Annotated in this window: 15 protein-coding genes; 6 read left to right on the top strand and 9 right to left on the bottom strand. The window is 70.5% G+C overall.

Going from position 1 to position 16,144, the window contains the following annotated elements; translation table 11 throughout:
• Nucleotides 1-14: 14 nt before the first annotated feature.
• A complete protein-coding gene (locus ASE25_RS13310) occupies nt 15-1,118 on the bottom strand; it encodes a LacI family DNA-binding transcriptional regulator (protein ID WP_056826016.1) in 1,104 nt (367 codons plus the stop codon).
• A gap of 189 nt (nt 1,119-1,307) precedes the next feature.
• Here ASE25_RS13310 and ASE25_RS13305 point away from each other — a divergent pair, with 189 nt between their 5' ends.
• Together ASE25_RS13305 and ASE25_RS13300 are read left to right on the top strand one after the other, a co-directional pair.
• Nucleotides 1,308-2,486, top strand: coding sequence for a Gfo/Idh/MocA family protein (locus tag ASE25_RS13305; RefSeq protein WP_056826014.1), 1,179 nt, complete (start codon nt 1,308-1,310; stop codon nt 2,484-2,486).
• Between the two features lie 49 nt (nt 2,487-2,535).
• Entirely contained in the window at nt 2,536-3,522 is a 987-nt protein-coding gene (locus tag ASE25_RS13300; protein ID WP_056826012.1) for a sugar phosphate isomerase/epimerase, read from the top strand.
• Between the two features lie 84 nt (nt 3,523-3,606).
• Here ASE25_RS13300 and ASE25_RS13295 read toward each other — a convergent pair whose 3' ends face one another.
• On the bottom strand, nt 3,607-5,202 hold the full coding sequence (locus ASE25_RS13295) for an alkaline phosphatase PhoX (protein WP_056826010.1): 1,596 nt from the start codon (nt 5,200-5,202) through the stop codon (nt 3,607-3,609).
• Between the two features lie 247 nt (nt 5,203-5,449).
• Between ASE25_RS13295 and ASE25_RS13290 the strand changes: the two genes are divergently transcribed.
• Entirely contained in the window at nt 5,450-6,841 is a 1,392-nt protein-coding gene (locus tag ASE25_RS13290; RefSeq protein ID WP_157623429.1) for a hypothetical protein, read from the top strand.
• 136 nt (nt 6,842-6,977) lie between these two features.
• Here the strand turns inward: ASE25_RS13290 and ASE25_RS23505 are convergent, their stop codons facing one another.
• Nucleotides 6,978-7,637, bottom strand: coding sequence for a hypothetical protein (locus tag ASE25_RS23505; RefSeq protein ID WP_235508693.1), 660 nt, complete (start codon nt 7,635-7,637; stop codon nt 6,978-6,980).
• On the opposite strand from ASE25_RS23505, the gene ASE25_RS13285 reads away from it, so the two are divergent.
• Nucleotides 7,542-8,354, top strand: coding sequence for an oxidoreductase (locus ASE25_RS13285; protein ID WP_235508691.1), 813 nt, complete (start codon nt 7,542-7,544; stop codon nt 8,352-8,354). The genes ASE25_RS23505 and ASE25_RS13285 overlap by 96 nt on opposite strands.
• Nucleotides 8,355-8,422: 68 nt before the next feature.
• On the opposite strand, the gene ASE25_RS13280 is transcribed toward ASE25_RS13285, so the two are convergent.
• Entirely contained in the window at nt 8,423-8,839 is a 417-nt protein-coding gene (locus ASE25_RS13280) for a nitroreductase family deazaflavin-dependent oxidoreductase (protein ID WP_056826004.1), read from the bottom strand.
• A 106-nt stretch (nt 8,840-8,945) separates the two neighbouring features.
• Nucleotides 8,946-11,669: a GAF domain-containing protein gene (locus ASE25_RS13275; RefSeq protein WP_082622867.1), complete on the bottom strand. Its 2,724-nt coding sequence runs from the start codon at nt 11,667-11,669 to the stop codon at nt 8,946-8,948.
• A 266-nt stretch (nt 11,670-11,935) separates the two neighbouring features.
• Here ASE25_RS13275 and ASE25_RS13270 point away from each other — a divergent pair, with 266 nt between their 5' ends.
• Complete coding sequence (locus tag ASE25_RS13270; protein ID WP_056826000.1) at nt 11,936-12,613, top strand: Type 1 glutamine amidotransferase-like domain-containing protein; 678 nt, start codon at nt 11,936-11,938, stop codon at nt 12,611-12,613.
• A 40-nt stretch (nt 12,614-12,653) separates the two neighbouring features.
• Here ASE25_RS13270 and ASE25_RS13265 read toward each other — a convergent pair whose 3' ends face one another.
• Nucleotides 12,654-13,247, bottom strand: coding sequence for a GNAT family N-acetyltransferase (locus ASE25_RS13265; RefSeq protein WP_056825998.1), 594 nt, complete (start codon nt 13,245-13,247; stop codon nt 12,654-12,656).
• 78 nt (nt 13,248-13,325) lie between these two features.
• Between ASE25_RS13265 and ASE25_RS13260 the strand changes: the two genes are divergently transcribed.
• Nucleotides 13,326-13,736: an MmcQ/YjbR family DNA-binding protein gene (locus tag ASE25_RS13260; protein WP_056826264.1), complete on the top strand. Its 411-nt coding sequence runs from the start codon at nt 13,326-13,328 to the stop codon at nt 13,734-13,736.
• 15 nt (nt 13,737-13,751) lie between these two features.
• Here ASE25_RS13260 and ASE25_RS13255 read toward each other — a convergent pair whose 3' ends face one another.
• From ASE25_RS13255 to ASE25_RS13245, 3 genes are read right to left on the bottom strand one after another with little or no spacing between them, the layout of a single operon-like run.
• The gene (locus ASE25_RS13255) at nt 13,752-14,312 is read right to left on the bottom strand and encodes an NYN domain-containing protein (protein WP_056774669.1); all 561 of its coding nucleotides are present in this window, start codon (nt 14,310-14,312) and stop codon (nt 13,752-13,754) included.
• A 60-nt stretch (nt 14,313-14,372) separates the two neighbouring features.
• Nucleotides 14,373-14,573: a hypothetical protein gene (locus ASE25_RS13250; protein WP_056774673.1), complete on the bottom strand. Its 201-nt coding sequence runs from the start codon at nt 14,571-14,573 to the stop codon at nt 14,373-14,375.
• A gap of 49 nt (nt 14,574-14,622) precedes the next feature.
• Nucleotides 14,623-16,032 (bottom strand): alkaline phosphatase family protein, encoded by a 1,410-nt coding sequence (locus ASE25_RS13245; RefSeq protein WP_162260610.1) that lies wholly within the window; start codon nt 16,030-16,032, stop codon nt 14,623-14,625.
• Nucleotides 16,033-16,144 lie beyond the last annotated feature (112 nt).

The following is a 16,144-nucleotide window of genomic DNA, read 5'->3' as shown; positions in this document are numbered from 1 at the left end:
CGACGCCCGGTCCCTCACGGCTCGCGTATGCCGCCGCGCCGGGTCGTCGGGTCACCGCGCGGCGCCGTCGTGCCGCGGACCACGAGCTGCGGCTCCAGGACGAGCTCGACGGGCTCGGTGCGCCCCTCGTCGAGGCGCTGCGTCGCCGCCTCGACCGCGGCCGTCGCCATCGCCTCGGGAATCTGGCTGACGCTCGTCAGGTCGACGGTCGCGAGCCGGGCGATGAGGCTGTCGTCGTAGCCGACGACCGAGACGTCCCCCGGCACGTCGACACCGTCGCGCCGCAGGCGGTCGAGGAGGCCGAGCGCGGCCCGGTCGTTGAACGCGACGACGGCGGACGGCATACGCACGCGGCCACGTCGGGCCGCCCGATCGTCGGCGGGCTCCGGTTCACGGCCCTTCGACGGTTCAGAGGGGAGGTGGAGGGCTGCGGCGGCGCGGGCGCCGGACTCCTCGTCTCCCCCGCCGTCGACGACGACGGCCGCGTCCGCGAGACCGAGGCGTTTCATGGCGCTGCGGTAGCCCTGTCGGCGCAGCGTGGCGATCGGCCCGCGCGGCCCGTCGACGAAGGCGATGTCGCGGTGACCCAGCCCGACGAGGTGCTCGACGGCGAGGCCGACGCCGACGTCGTCGGCCGCGCGCACGACGTCGACGCCGGCCGCCTGCGCCCGGCGGCCGATGGCCACGACGTGGTGCTCCTCGGCCAGCGCCGCGAGCTCGGCGTCGGGCAGCCGGGGACCGAGCAGCAGCAAGGCCTCGCAGCGGAAGTCGAGGAGCGACTCGACGGCGCGGCGCTCGTCGCGGGTGCGTGTCAGCGGGCTGACGACGATGTCGTAGCCGCGCTCGTCGGCGGCGGTCTGGAGGTCCTCGAGCAGCTCGGCGTGGAAGGTGCTGCTGACGTCCATCGTCACGCCGAGGAGCTGGGTGCGCCGCCGGGCGAGGAGGCTCGCGGTGCGGTCGGCGCGGTAGCCGAGCTCGCGGGCGGCGTCGAGGACGGCCTCGCGCGTCGCGGCACCCGGCCCCGGGCGTCCACGCAGGACGAGGGACGCCGAGGCGGTGCTGACGCCGGCCCGGGAGGCGACGTCCTCGAGGCGGGGGCGCGCGGGGCGGGACGGCATACGGCTCCTTCGGGTGGCGGCTCGGGTGGCGGCGTCGGTGGCGGCGTCGGGAGGGACTCAGGACAGATTGTCAGAACAAAGTGTTGACAGGCGTGGGCGGCGCTCCGCACACTGGAGCCATCGTAACTTAAAGCGCTTTAAAACGCTCGTTGCGCAACCCTGACCGAGATGTCCAGAGAGGTACATCCCATGACGCAGTCACCCATCGGCGTCGCCGTCATCGGCGCCGGCATGGCGGGACGGGCGCACTGCGCCGGCTACCGCACCGCCCCCACGCTCTTCGACCCGCCGCTGCCGCCCATCCGGTATGCCGCCGTCGTCGACGCGAACGAAGCCGTCGCCAAGGACGCTGCCGCCCGCTACGGCTACGAACGCCACGGCACCGACTGGCGCGAGCTGCTGACGGCCGACGACGTCCAGGTCGTCAGCGTCGTCGTCGCCAACCACCTGCACCGCGAGATCGTCGAGGCCCTCCTCGACGCCGGCAAGCACGTGCTCTGCGAGAAGCCGATCGCCGCGAGCATCGACGACGCCCGCGCCATGATCGCCGCCGCCGAGAAGCACCCGGACCTCACGACCGGCACGGCTTTCGTCTACCGTCGCCAGCCCGCCGTCGCCGCGATCCGCGACCTGCTGCACGACGAGCTCGGCGAGGTGAGCCACTTCAACGGCCGCTACTGGTGCGACTACGCCCGCAGCACCGAGACGCCGATGGCATGGCGCTACAAGGGCGGCCCGGGCACCGGTGCCCTCGCCGACATCGGCAGCCACCTCATCGACCTCGCCGAGTTCCTCTGCGGGCCGATGGACTCCGTGAGCGGCGCGACGTTCACTACGAAGGTCACGGAGCGCGCCGTGCCGCTCGGCACGACCTACGGCCACGCCCGGGCCGAGCTGTCCGACGTGCGCGAGCCGGTCGAGAACGACGACGTCGCGACCTTCACCGCGCACTTCGAGTCGGGCGCCGTCGGCACCTTCTCGATCTCGCGCATCGCGCCGGGCCACGCGAACTCGCTCGCCTTCGACCTCATGGCCGAGCACGGCGCCGCGAAGTGGGACATGGACCGACCCGCCGAGTTCTCCGTCATCCGCAAGCTGCGCGACGACGGCCTCGACGGCTACAACCAGGTGCTCGCCGGCCCGGCCCACCCCTACGTCAAGGGCGGCCTGCCGATGGACTTCCCCGGCGTCTCCTTCGGTGTCGGCGACCTCTTCGGCTACCAGTGCCGCGCCTTCCTCGAGCAGGTCGCCGGCATCGAGGGTCTGCCGCCCGTCGCGACCTTCGAGGACGGCCTGCGCGACCTCACCATCATCGATGCGGTCACCCGCTCAGCCGCGGCCGACGGATCGTCCGTCTCGCTCGCCTGACGCGCGCTCGAATCCCTCACCACCCCAGACACTTTCGAAAGGTACGACCATGCAGCTCGGCGCCTACAACGCCTGCCTCGGCGACAAGCCCCTCGGCGAGGCCCTCGACATGATCGCGAGCCTCGGACTCACGAGCGTCGAGATCAACTCCGGCGGCTTCCTGCCGCCCATCCACCTGCCCGTCGACGACCTCCGGGCGAGCGAGCAGGCCCGGCAGGACTACCTCGGCGAGTTCACCTCGCGCGGCCTGACCCTGACCGCCCTCAACTGCAACGGCAACCCGCTGCACCCGGCCGCCGGCTTCCCGCACTCTCAGGACCTCGTCGACTCGATCGAGCTCGCCGCGCTCCTCGGCGTCCCGCGCGTCATCACGATGTCCGGCGCTCCGGGCGGCGAGCCGGGCACCGATGTCCCCGTGTGGAACCCGCTCCCGTGGTGGAGCCCCTTCCTCGACGTGCAGGACCATCAGTGGAGCGTCGCCGTGCCCTACTGGAAGAACATCCAGGCCCGGGCCGCCGCGGCGGACGTCCGCGTCGCCATCGAGATGCACCCGGGCAACATCGTCTTCAACCCGCGCACCCTGCACCGCCTCGTCGAGGAGACCGGAGCGACCCACGTCGGTGCCGAGATGGACCCGAGCCACCTCTTCTGGCAGGGCATCGACCCCGTCCTCGCCGTGGCCGACCTCGGCGAGCTCGTCTTCGTCGCCGCGGCCAAGGACACGCGCATCAATGACGCCGCGAAGGTCAACGGCGTCATCGACGACTCCTTCTACCGCGTCGCCCAGGGCGAGCCCGGCTACCTGCCGCTGGGTGGCGGCACGACCCTGAGCGGCTGGCCCAAGAGCCCTTCCTGGGACTTCGTCGCCGTCGGCCGCGGGCACGACACGGCCTACTGGACCGAGTTCCTCCGCGCCCTGCACAAGGTCGACCCCGACATGCCCGTCAACATCGAGCACGAGGACCAGGAGCTCGACCAGCTCGAGGGGCTGCGCTTCGCCGCCAACACCCTCATCGAGGCCGCGAAGGGCATCTGACGCCGCGCCGCCACCCGGTTGAGGTAGGCGCGCCGCAGGTTCTGCGGCGGCGATACCTCAACCGGGCGGTCGGTCAGCGGCCCGTCAGTTCTGGCGGTCGCCGTTCCAGCTGATCTCCCAGGTCGTGTTGTCGCCGTGCTGCTGGGTCCAGAACGTCCGCCAGGAGGCCGACGTCGTGGGCTGGGGCAGCTTGGCGCCGAGGAGACCGCCGACCGTCGGGTCGCCGTCGGAGACGTGGATGCCGGTGATCTCGTTGTCGCCGTCGTTGTACGACGGGCCGCTCATCGAGTCGAACGTCGCGGACGCGTCGCGGCCTTCCGCCAGGAAGCGGACCGGCTTCGGAGCGCGACCCGGCCCGGCGGCATACGACCCCTCCTGCTCGCGGCCGTCGGCGAGGTTGAAGACGTAGCCGGAGTCGAGCGCGTTGCGCTGGGTGTGCAGGCCGTCGCCGGCGTCCTCGACGACGAGCAGGTCGTCCTTCGTCGCGAAGGTGATGTTGTCGAAGCCGGTGTGCTCGACGTCGCCGACCGCGGCGATCGAGATGCGACCGGTGTCGGAGGTCGGGCTCGCCTGCGAGATGCGGAAGACGCCGCCGTACGCGCCGGGGAGGGTGCTCGAGGTGCTCGTGTCACCCGTCTCGGTGAAGTAGAACTCCTTGAATCCCGTGCCGGGCCGGAAGACGCCGTTCTCGGGACGCTTGAGCGGCGTTGCGTTCGCTGCCTTGGCAGCGGCGGTGGCGTCGAACGCCTCGGTCGTGCCGGTGTGGATCGTGACCCACGCCGTCGCGAAGGACGAGCCGTACGTGTGCAGCGCACCGATGAACGGGTCCGAAGGGTTGGACTGGAGCTGTGACGTCGTGGCCGGCGTGCCGTCGGCGCGCCTGATCTGCAACGCCTGGAGCGTGCCGCCCCGGGTGAGGTCGCTCTTGTCGTTCGGCACGAAGCGGTAGACGAAGCTGTTGGGCACCTTGCCGCCGCTCGCCCCGGCACCGCCGATGTCCTCGAGCATCCAGACGTTGCCGGCAGCGTCGTTCTGGATGCCCTCGAAGCCACCGGAGCCGAGCGCCGCGAGCCGCGTCGCCCTGCCGCCGTCGACCGGGTCGCCCTTCGCGTCGAGGCCGACCCCGAACACGCCACCCTTGGGGGCGCTCGACTCGGCCGTGAGGAGGAGCTGGCGGGTGAACGGGTCCCACGTGATGCCGTCGATCGTCGGGTAGGCGTTGCCCGCGACGTCGGTGTCGGAGATCAGCGTGACCCGCTTGAGGGGATCGGTCTCGTCGAGGTTGATGCGCGTGACATAGCCGCGCGGACCGATCTCGTGGCCCTGGTAGAGGTAGTGCCTGCCGCCGAGGACGAGGTAGACGTTCTTGTCGGGCTCGGTCTTGTGGGCCTCGTTCTTCGTCTGCGTCAGAGGCGCACCGTCGAGGGTGTTGAAGCCGTAGTGGGTCACGCCGTTGGCGGTGTCGGGGTTCGTCAGCGGCAGGTTGCCCCAGGCGACGGACGTCTGGCTGGCCGACGGGGTGAGGACGTTGTTCTGCACGCCGAACTTCGGGTTGGCGTGCGGCACGCCCACGACGGGCAGGCCGCCGTGGGCGTCGGCGGAGGAGCCGCCGAGGGCGAAGGCGGCGGCTGCGGCGAGGGTGCCGACGAGCCCCGCCTTGAGGATGGTGGGAGTGTGCACGGAGAAGCCTCTCGTGGGCCCCGGTGTGAGTGCCCGGGGTGGGTGAGCTGAGACCGCTCCACACTTTCGGCGGAGTCTGGGAGAACCCTTCGGATCCCGTGAACGGCGTGGAAGATCGCGCCGACGAGCGGGTGAAGTCTCGACGACCGCCCGGACGCGGCCACTGGCGGACGGGGTACGTGTCTGGGGATGGCCTGCTCGGGGAGCGCGACACAGGCCGACGCCATGTCCCCGCACGCATCGCCGCGTGCCGCCGAAAGCCGAGACCCCGATGGCCCTCGAGACCCAGCTGCGCCAGCGACGCCCCTACCGCGGCGCGCACCTCGTCACCCGCCTCGTCGGGCCGGCGACGATCGGCGCCCTCGTCGTCGCCTTCGCGCTGCTCTGGCTGCTGGCCCGACCAGTCGGCGACGCGGGCCAGTTCATCGGTCAGCTCATCGGCGCGGAGGGGGTCCTGCTCCTGTCGGTCGGCCTCGTCCTCATCAGCACACTGCGCTGGGTCGAGCAGTTCTTCGACGGCGTCGACAAGGCCGCGGTGTGGCACCGCCGGGTCGCGATGGCGGGCACGGCCCTCATCGGCGTGCACATCGCGTCGACGGGCAACCCCAACCCCACCCAGCTCGGTCCGACCCTGGGCACGATCGGCATCGTCGGGCTCGCGACCCTCACCGTGTGGGCCATCGCCCCGCGTTGGCGCTCCATCACACCGCGACCGGCGCGCCCGCTCGTGGAGCGTTTCATGGCGGCGCCGCCGATCCGGTTCGTCGGCAGGTGGATCGGCCGCTACGGGCTCTGGCGCGGCTTCCATCGCCTGACCGGGATCTTTCTGGGACTCGGGTTCGTCCACGGCCTCATGGACGCGACCGTCTTCGGCTCGCAGCTGCTGCGGTGGTCCTACGTCGCGGTCGGTGGCGTCGGTCTCGCCTTCTACCTCTACCGCGAGCTGCTGGCCCGGCGCGTCGCCCGGACCCATGACTACGAGGTGTCGTCGGTGGAGCCCATCGACGACGCGTCGTACGAGATCTGGCTGCGCCCGCTCGGTGACCGCTTCGCCTTCCGCCCCGGCCAGTTCGCCCTCGTCAACCTCGAGGCCCGCGACCGCTGGCACCGCCACCCCTTCACGATCGCCAGCGGCCCGCAGGAGAAGGAGGTCCGGATCACGGTCCGCGCCCTCGGCGACTTCACGTCGAGCATCGGCGATCTCGTCGCGCCGGGCATGCCGGCCGTCATCAGCAGCCCACAGGGGCATTTCGACTTCACGCGGGGCACCGAGCACCAGGTGTGGGTCGCGGGCGGGATCGGGGTCTCGCCGATGCTCAGCTGGCTCCGCTCCGTCAGGCCCGGTGAGCTGCCGCACCGCGTCGACTTCTTCTACACAGCGCGAGGTCCGGCGCCCCTCGCCGACGAGGTCGCGCACCTGGTGGGGCACCACGAGGAGCTGCACCTCCACCTCGTCGACACCGAGACCGACCCGCGGCTCACGGTCGAGCAGGTGCTCGCCACGGTGGGCGCCGAGCCTCGCCTCCTCTCGGCCTTCCTCTGTGGACCGGAGCAGATGGTGAGCACGCTCCAGCGCGGGCTCGTGCGCGCGGGTGTCGGCCCGGCCAACGTCCACCGCGAGTTCTACAACCTGCGCTGAGCGCGCCCGAGCCTCCCTCGGTCGAGGCGCTCGGCCCGCAGATCCTGCGCGCCGAGCGCCTCGCCCGGGGTCTACGGCTACTTGGTGGCGCCCTCCGAGGTCACCGGCTGGCCTCCGGCCGACGTCGCCGGCTTGGTCACCGCCTGGTCGAGCCCGACGCGGAAGCCGTGTCGGCAACCGAGGTCGTCGGGTCCGTCGTCGTGGCGGCCGACGTCGATTTGCCGCTGTCTCCACGGTCGGCGATGTTGAAGCCGACGTAGATCTTGCCGTCTCCGGCGTCGGTCATCGAGGAGCCGAGACCGCTGAGCTCCTGGTTGGTGTAGGCGGCCGTGCCACCGCTGCTCGGGTTGGCGCCGGTGTCCCACTTGGCGGCGGTGTCGAAGCCGCTACCGGCCGTGGCGACGTCGTCGACGTAGGCGAACGTGTGCTTGGGTCCGGTTGCAGGGCAGGCGAACAGGCCGTTGCAGCAGATCTGGGGGACGGACCGCAGCCGGGTCTTGCCGAAGAGCGGGTTGGAGAGCGCGATTTCGCAGGTTGTGGTGGCAATGACGACCGGGATCCGGAGCCACGTGTCGAGGGTGGGTCGTCGGTCGGGGCCGGCGGTCTTGCGTTGGAGCGCACTCCAACACCTAGCGTCGATGGGATGACCGACACCTTCCCCCTGGCAGACCGCACCGTCCGACGCGTGGGCTTCGGCGCCATGCAGCTCCCCGGCCCCCGGGTCATGGGCCCGCCGCGCGACCGCGACGAGGCGCTGCGCGTGCTGCGCCGAGCCGTCGAGCTCGGCGTCGACCACATCGACACCGCCCAGTTCTACGGGCCCGACGTCAGCAACGAGCTGATCCGCGAGGCCCTCCACCCGTATGCCGCCGACCTGGCTCTCGTCTCCAAGGTGGGGGCGCGGCGCGACTCGGCCGGCGCGTGGCTGCCTGCCCAGAAGCCTGCAGAGCTGCGCGCCGACGTGGAGGCGAATCTGCGCGCTCTCGGGGTCGACCGCCTGACGGCAGTGAACCTGCGTCGGATGGACGCCGACGCGCCCGGCGCCGGTGAGGTGCCGCTCGAGGACCAGGTCGCCGAGCTCGCCGCCCTGCGCGACGAGGGCAAGATCGCCGGGGTCGGCCTCTCGACCGTGTCGGCTGCGGATCTCGCTGCGGCGCAAGCGATCACGGAGATCGTGTGCGTGCAAAACCCCTTCAGCCTGGTCGACCAGACGGACGCAGACGTCCTCGACGCGTGCACGTCGGCCGGGATCGCCTACGTGCCGTACTTCCCGCTCGGCTCGGCCTTCCCGCACCTGCCGAAGGTCGTCGACCAGGCTGCGGTGCAGGCGGTCGGCGCTCGTCGCGGCGTACCCGCGGCGCGGGTCGGCCTGGCCTGGCTGCTCGGCCGCGCCGACAACGTGCTGCTCATTCCGGGCACATCGTCGGTCGCGCACCTCGAGGAGAACATGGCGGTCGCCGACCTCGAGCTGACCGACGACGACCTGGCCGAGCTGGCGGCGGTCGCCGCCTGACCGGGGCTGGGCGTCAGGCGCGCGTCGGCGCCGCGTCAGGGGCGCGTCAGCGCCGCGTCAGGGCCGCGTCAGCGGCGCGTCAGGAGGACGACCGGGATGACGCGGTCGGTCTTCTGCTCGTACTGGGCGAAGCCCGGGTAGCGGCGCTTCTGCTCCTCCCAGACCGGGTCGCGCTCGTCGGGGGTCAGGACCCTCCCGTGCACGTCGATCGTCTCGACCTCACCCTCGGCGCCCACCTCGATCGCCACGTCGGGGTGGGCTTTGAGGTTGTGGAACCACGCCGGGTTCACGTCGAGGCCGGCGTAGGACGCGAAGACGGCCCAGCCTCCGTCGACGGCCTGGTACATCATCGGGTTGACGCGCGTCTCCCCCGACTTGGCGCCGGTGGTGTGGAGCAGGAGGAGCGGCGCGCCCGCGAAGTTGCCGCCGACCTTCCCGCCGTTGTCCCGGAACTCGGCAATGACCTTGTCATTCCAGTCGCTCATGCCCGTCAGGCTACGCGGGGTGGCCCGACCACACCCGTAGCGCAGCCCGGCCTTTCGTCGCCGATCGACGAGGTGGTCCTCCGCGAGAGGACCAGCGGCCGGTCGCTCATGACGCCCCTCCGTCGCCCGTCTCGTGGCTGGTCCCGCTCCCGGTCTCGGCCTCGTCCGCAGCGGCGATCTGGGCCAGCCGCCGTGCCAGGCTCGCCAGGTCGAGCCCTGCCTTCTCCGCGACGAAGGCGATCCGACCCTCGAGTCGCCGCAGGTCCTCTGACGTCAGCGACTTCGCCGTGAGGACGACGATGGGTGGGCCGCTGTCTGTGCCGTCGGCCCGCAGCTCGTCGATGACGGCGAACCCGTCCACCTCCGGCATGAGCAGGTCCATGATGACGACCGACGGGTTCACCGTGCGGACCACATCCGCAGCGTTGAGGCCGCCCGAGCATGTGTGGACCGTCCAGCGGAGCGGCTCCAGAGTGCTTCGCACGAGCTTGAGTGCGAGCGGGTCGTCGTCGACGACGACGACGCTACGACCTTCGGGAAGGGTCCCCACCGGGACGGGATTCCGAGTCTGTGGCAAAGCTCGGCTGACGGCTGCGAGGAGGTGCTCCCCGGCGACCGGCTTGACGAGGTACTCCGTTGCGCCCAGAGCGAATCCGCGGCCGCGCTCGGGTTCGACACTGACGATCACGACGGGCACGGACGCCGTGGAGGGGTCCGCCTTCAGGGTCTCCAGCACGTCCCATCCCGTCATTCCCGGCAGGTGGATGTCGAGGACGACCGCAGCCGGCGACAGGTGGCGGACGGCCTCGAGGCCCGCCTCACCGGTGCCGACTGTCACAGGGTTCAGGCCGGCGGCGCGAAGGTGCAGCGCGACGAGCTCGGCCGATCTCTGGTCGTCCTCGATGACCACCACGGTCGGTCCGGAGTTCGAGAGGTCGTCGGCCGGCCACTGCTCGTCTCGCACCTTCGGAGGCACCACCGCCTGCGGGATCCTGAGGCCGAACGTGCTGCCCTCCCCGAGAGCGCTCCGCACCCACATCGCGCCCCCGTGCAGCTCGACGATCTGCTTGCTCAGCGTGAGCCCGAGGCCCGTGCCCTCCGTCGTCGACGCAGACCTGCTGCCCTGCTGGAACGAGTCGAAGATGCGGGCCTGGTCCTCTCGCGAGATGCCGATGCCCGTGTCGGTGACCGTCACGACGAGGTCGCCTGCGTCGCGACGGGCGTGGACCCCGACGGAGCCCCCGTCCGGCGTGAACTTGACGGCGTTGCTGAGCAGGTTGAGCAGCACCTGCTTGAGGCGCAGCTCGTCGGCGGTGACGAGCCCGAGGCCCTGCTGGGCTTCGAGCGTGAGCTCGATGCCGTGCAGTGCCGCCCGCTCGCGCACCAGCGAGAGGGCCTGGCCGATGATGTCGTCCACCAGGAACGTGGTGAGGTCGAGCTCCATCCGCCCCGCCTCGATCTTCGACAGGTCGAGGATGTCGCCGAGCAGCGCGAGCAGGTGACGGCCGGCATCATGGATGTCCTTGAGGTAGTCCTCCTGCCGCTCGTTGAGGTCACCGAACATCCGCTCGAGGAGCACCTCGGAGAACCCGATCACGGCGTTGAGCGGGGTGCGCAGCTCGTGCGACATGCTCGCGAGGAACTCGGACTTGTGCCTGCTCGCCTCGGCCAGGTCGGCGCTCTGGAGCTCGAGCTGCTGGTAGAGGCGGGCGTTCGTCAGTGCCACCGCGGACTGGCTGGCGAACGTGTCGAGCAGGTCGCACGTCTCACCACTGAAGGAGCCAGTTCTCTTTCGCCGGACGACCAGGACGCCGACGACCCGGTCAGGGCTGGCGAGCGGGACGGCGACGAGCGACTTCCAGCCGTCCGCGTGCAGGACGGCCAGGTGCTCGTCGAGCTGCGCCTCGTCCAGGTCGGGGATCTGCAGGACGCGGCGGGTCCGAGCCGCCTTGCCGACCCACGTCCGGTCGATGTGGATCTCGGCGGCCCGAAGGGCAGAGACCGTGTCGTCGCTCGTGCCGTACACGGTTCGCACCCGGAAGAGCCCGGTCGCCTCGTCGTACTCCATCAGCGAACCACCGTCGGTGCCGGACAGCTCGACTGCGTGCGACACGATCGTGGCGAGCATCTCGTCCGGGACGAGCGTCGAGCTGATCGCGGCGCCGACGTCGGCGAGGCCCTCCAGCTGCTCGACCTTTCGTGCCAGCTCGGCGGACCTGTTCTCGAGGGCGGCTGACCTGCTCTCGAGCGCGGCGAACAGGTCGACGTGGCGTAGCGCGAGCGCCGCCTGCTCGGCGAACGTCGCGAGCACGCGCTCGTCGACGTCGTCGAAGGGGGCGACGCGGTTCCGCATCACGTTGAGCGCCCCGACCACCTCGTCTCCCACGATGAGCGGCGCGCCGATCATCGACCGGAAGCCGGCCATCCGTTGGAGGTCGGACCGGCTGTAGTCCGGGTCGGCGACGGCGTCGGTGATGTGGTGGATCCGGCGGTCGATGGTCACGCGGCCGACGAGGGTGCCGCGGTCGCGCTTGATCGGGTGTTGCTCGAGGAGTCGGCGGTGTTCCTCCGTCATGCCGCTCTGGCGCGCGATGACGTACGTCGCGCCCTTGACGAGGTAGATCTGCGCGACGGCCGCGTTGAGCAGCGTCCGGGCGTTCTCGACGACGGCGTCGAAGACCTTGTCGGGGTCTCCCGACGAGCTCGTCAACACCTTGAGGATGTCGCTCGTGGCCCGGAACTGCTCCTTGACCTGCGCAAGACGCCCCACGAGCGCCTGCCGCGACATCACGGCAATGCTGTCCTCCGGCGCCTCTCCGGACCTGACCATGCGCGGCTCCCCATCCTTGGTGCCTCGATGCGCTCCACCCTGCAGTTTCCTCCCCTCGGACGGCGCGCGGTCGAGAAAGGCGCAACCTCGGCCTTCCGAGCACAGGCGTCACCGGATCTGCCGACAGGACCTCCGAGATGGGTCCGACAGTCAAGAACCCTGCCCAGGCGTCCGCGTGTGTACGGTGTGCACACGCCTCGGGCCTTCCCGCTTCGAGGTTGACCACGCTCGTCCTCAGGGACGGCACGACTGACGGAGCCAAGGCAATGCGTCTTCTCCTCACCTCTGGCGGAGTCACGAACTCGAGCATCCGCGACGCGTTGGTCGATCTGCTGGGCAAGCCGATCGCAGACTCGAGCGCTCTGTGCATCCCGACCGCCCAGTACGGACATCCCCATGTCGGTCCTGGCGTCAAGGCGTGGCAGTTCATCAGTGGAAACTCCCAGAATCCCATGGTCGACCTGGGCTGGAAGTCCGTCGGCGTGCTGGAGCTGACCGCGCTCCCCAGCATCGGTGAGGAGCGCTGGGTGCCGCTGGTCCGGGAAACCGACGTGCTCTTGGTGGCCGGGGGCGACGTTCTCTATCTCTGCTACTGGATGCGGGAGTCTGGGCTGGCGGACCTGCTTCCATCCCTGACCGAGACGGTCTGGGTGGGGCTGAGCGCCGGGAGCATGGTGATGACCCCCGAGGTCGGGGAAGACTTCATCCAGTGGAGACCGCCGACCGGCGACGACCGCACGCTGGGCATCGTTGACTTCTCGATCTGTCCCCATCTGGCTCCGGACGGCATGCCGGGCAACTCCATGGCCGAGGCGGAGCAGTGGGTGGCCGGCATCTCCCATCCTGCGTATGCCATGGACGACCAGACGGCGATCAAGGTGGCCGATGGCACCGTCGAGGTTGTGACAGAAGGGAACTGGAAGCACTTCCCTCGTGACCGCTGACGCCACCTCGAGCCAGAGATGGCCCTGACGGAGCCGACCGTCAGGACGATGCGCCGAGCCGGTGTCGCACGACCCTCCGACGCAGAGTGGGCGACGCCTCGACCTCGTAGCCGGCGTCGAGGAAGACCTGGAGCAGCCCGACCGACGCCTCGTCCCAGATCACCGTCTTCCCGGGCGGCGGCTCGGTGGGGTAGCCCTCGAGGACGCGAGCGCCGACCTTCCTGCCGTGCTCGACGGTGGCGGCGGCGAGCTCGTACATCAGGCCCTGTCGCCGGAAGCCCTTGCGCACGACGAAGCAGGTGACCGACCAGACGCCCTCGAGCTCGGGGTCCATCCGCATCCACGCCTTCTGCCGGGCCCAGATCCTCGGATAGTTCTCCCGAGGCTCGACCGCGACCCAGCCGGCCGGCTCGCCGTCGACGTAGCCGACGAGGCCGGATGTCGGGCCGCTCGTGCCGCAGCCGGCCTGCTCCAGGAGCGCAGCGTCACGCTCGTCCTGAGTCGTGTCGCGCCAGATCCAGCCCGGGACCTTGAGCGCCTGGCAGCGGCACTTGGCGGCGCCACCGGCATCGAACACGGCCTCGACGTCCGCGATCATCGCGTCGTTGGCCGGTCGCCAGCTGAACTCGGGCACACCTCGAGACTAGTGGTGGCGGTGGGGACGCGCCCGGACGAGCGACCACCTGTCGGCGTGCGCTGGCAGACTCGGCGCGTGTCCAGGCCGCCGCGCATCGAGCCCTCCGGCGATGTCGTCGCGCGCCTCGGGTCCACTGCGCTGGCCCTGCCCGACGCCTACGAGGAGGACGCCTGGACCGGCATACGGTGGCGGGTGCGGAGCAAGACCTTCGCCCACGTCCTCGTGGCCCAGGAGGGGTACACCTCGGCATACCGCGACGTGACGGGCGTGACCGAGCCGACCACGGTGCTGACCTTCCGCTCATCCGGAGACGAGCTGTCGGCGCTGGTCAACGCAGGTCCGCCGTTCTACCGGCCGCCGTGGTCGCCGACCGTCGTCGGCATGGTGCTCGACGACGACACCGACTGGGACGAGGTCGCCGAGCTGGTGACCGAGAGCTACCGGTTCTGCGCGCCCCACACGCTGAGGCGCCGACTGGACCAGTGACGGCGCGAGGCGGGTCTAGAGGAAGTCGGCCGGGTCGAAGTCCTCGATCGCGATGACACGGATCCGCGGCAGCGACTCCCGGAAGGCTTGCACGTCGTACTCGAGGTCGAAGGTGGCCAGACCCTGGGCCGTCAGCTCGAGAAACGCGTTGCTGCGGAACTCCTGGAAACCGACGACCCCCACCCGCCGGCCGTCCAGCAGGTCGCCCACCTGGTCGACGAAGTCCCCGTCGTTGCTGACGAGGAGCACGTCGGCCCGGCGTTGACGGATCTCGACGAGCGTCCGCTGGATGGCGATGTCGACGACCTTCTCGCCCGGCGCGCCGGAGAGCGGGACGGGCCGGTAGCCGATGGCCATCAGCGCCTGGACGAACGGCATCGGCAGCTCGTTGTTGGCCGCGAGGAAGAAGAGCCCGGCGGCCGGCTGGTTCCACAGCTCCTGCGCGAACTGGAGCAGCCGTTCCCACCTCGGGCGCTCCTCGGGGCGCGGACGCCGTCCCAGGATCGAGGTCCCGAGGGTGGCGTCGATGTTCTCCCCGTCGATGAGGACGTACGTGACGCGGGGAGTCTCAGCCATGGGATGGAGCCTACGTCCCCCACCGCTCTCGCAACTCCGCCCAGCGAAGCGGGCAGCGGCCTAGGGCCAGGCGGCCGTGAGATAGGCGACCACGAGGACGCCGAGCGAGACCGCCACCAGGAGGGCACCGATCTGCGTCTGCCTGCTCCGCCGGGCCGAGACGTCACGCCCGGACGGGTCCGGCCCCGACTGGGAGGCCCACACGATCATGCCGAGGCCGACCACGAGCAGCACGCCGATGCCGACCCAGAAGTACGTCATCGCTCACCGGACGCCCTCGGCAGGGCCGGACAGCCCACGGCAGACCAACTCAACACTCGTCCCCGTTCGTCAGCCGCTGCGTGCCTTCCAGTCGGACCGCGTCGAGCGTGTCTTCCCTGAGCCCGAGGGCGCGGAGGACGGTCGGCGCGATCTGTCGCAGCGAGACAGGACAGACGAGGGTGCGACCGCCCTTGCGACCGGGTTCGATGATGACCAAGGGGACGTGGGTGTCTTCGGCGCTACCGCTTCCGTGGTCGACCAGCTTCGCATTCGGCGCGGCATAGACGACCCCGGTCGCCGGCTGCACGACGACGTCGGGGATCCGGCTCGCGTTGCCGCCGAGCTGTCCGGCGAAGAGCTCCGCGACTGCGGCACCGCTGGTGACGGTGCTGGCCCCGACCGTCGCGGCGTTCGCCTCGAGCACGGCCGCCACGTCGGCTGCACGGGTGCGATCCGTGAGCCAGACGAGCGCCATCGTGTCCGCCGTCACCTGCGCGGTCAGCCCGGGCTGGACGCTGTTGATGAGCGGAGCGAAGCCGGCTGGGTCTATCCACCGCAGGGTGGAGCGGTCGACCGGGCTGTTGGCGTGCTTGGCGGTCAGGATGATCATCGTGTCGCCGTTCAGGCCGTTGGCCCCGACCCGGCTCAGCATCCGGCCCACCGCGCCGTCCACGTAGTCGAGCGCCTGCGCGAGCCCGGGGGCGCTCCCGGCGAGGGGGCCGATGGTGGTGACGCTCTGGGGGATCGTGCCGGCACCGTCGACGTAGCCGGAGAACTTCTGCCCGATGTTCGGTGCCTGGAAGTTCATGCCGAAGATGGCGGGGACGCCGACGACCGCGGTGCCGTCGTGGTCGAGCCCGTCGATCTCGTTCAGCACTGCCCTGACCTTGAGCTCGTCGTTGGCCATGATCTTCGTGATGTCGGCCTTGGCCGCGTTGAACTCGGGGCCGTAGAAGTCGTCGATGCCTGTCCCGGAGGGACCGGACAGGATCTCGTAGCTCGGGTGCTTGTCGGCGACGGCCGTGCGCAGCCCTGCCGCGTGCGCCACCTCGTAGATCGTGTTCACCTTGAGGAACTGATGCGGGTAGACGACGCTGCACCCGTGGTCCGGGTCACGCGGCAGCTTGGCCGGGTTGATGTCGGCCACGCTGTCGCCCGTGTTGGCGTTGACGTTGATCGTCTGGTTGAACGGAACGAGCGCGCCCCGCGTACTGCAGTCCGAGCCGGCCGGCGAGAGGCTGCTGTCCCAGGACACGTCGTAGTAGACCCCGGTCGACCGCGGTGACCCGCCTGTCGCCATGGCGAGCGTGCCGGGAAACGAGTCCGACGGTGTCTGGGCTGACGCGTTCGAGTAGCGACGTCCTCGTGCCACGACCTCCGCCAGCGCGGATGTGGGATGCGCCGCGACATAGTTCGTCAGATCGACGTCGTGAAACCCGTCGAGGCTGAGCAGCAGCACGTGCTCCACCTTCGGATTCAGCTGCGTCGACGCCGAACCGATTGGGGCAAAGGACAACGCTCCGACGATCGGCGCCGTCACCCATGCAACAGCTCGCCACCCGGTAGCACGC

It is taken from the genome of Terrabacter sp. Root85, assembly GCF_001429185.1.
GTDB lineage: Bacteria > Actinomycetota > Actinomycetes > Actinomycetales > Dermatophilaceae > Terrabacter.
This window is presented reverse-complemented; position numbering and strand designations above follow the sequence as displayed.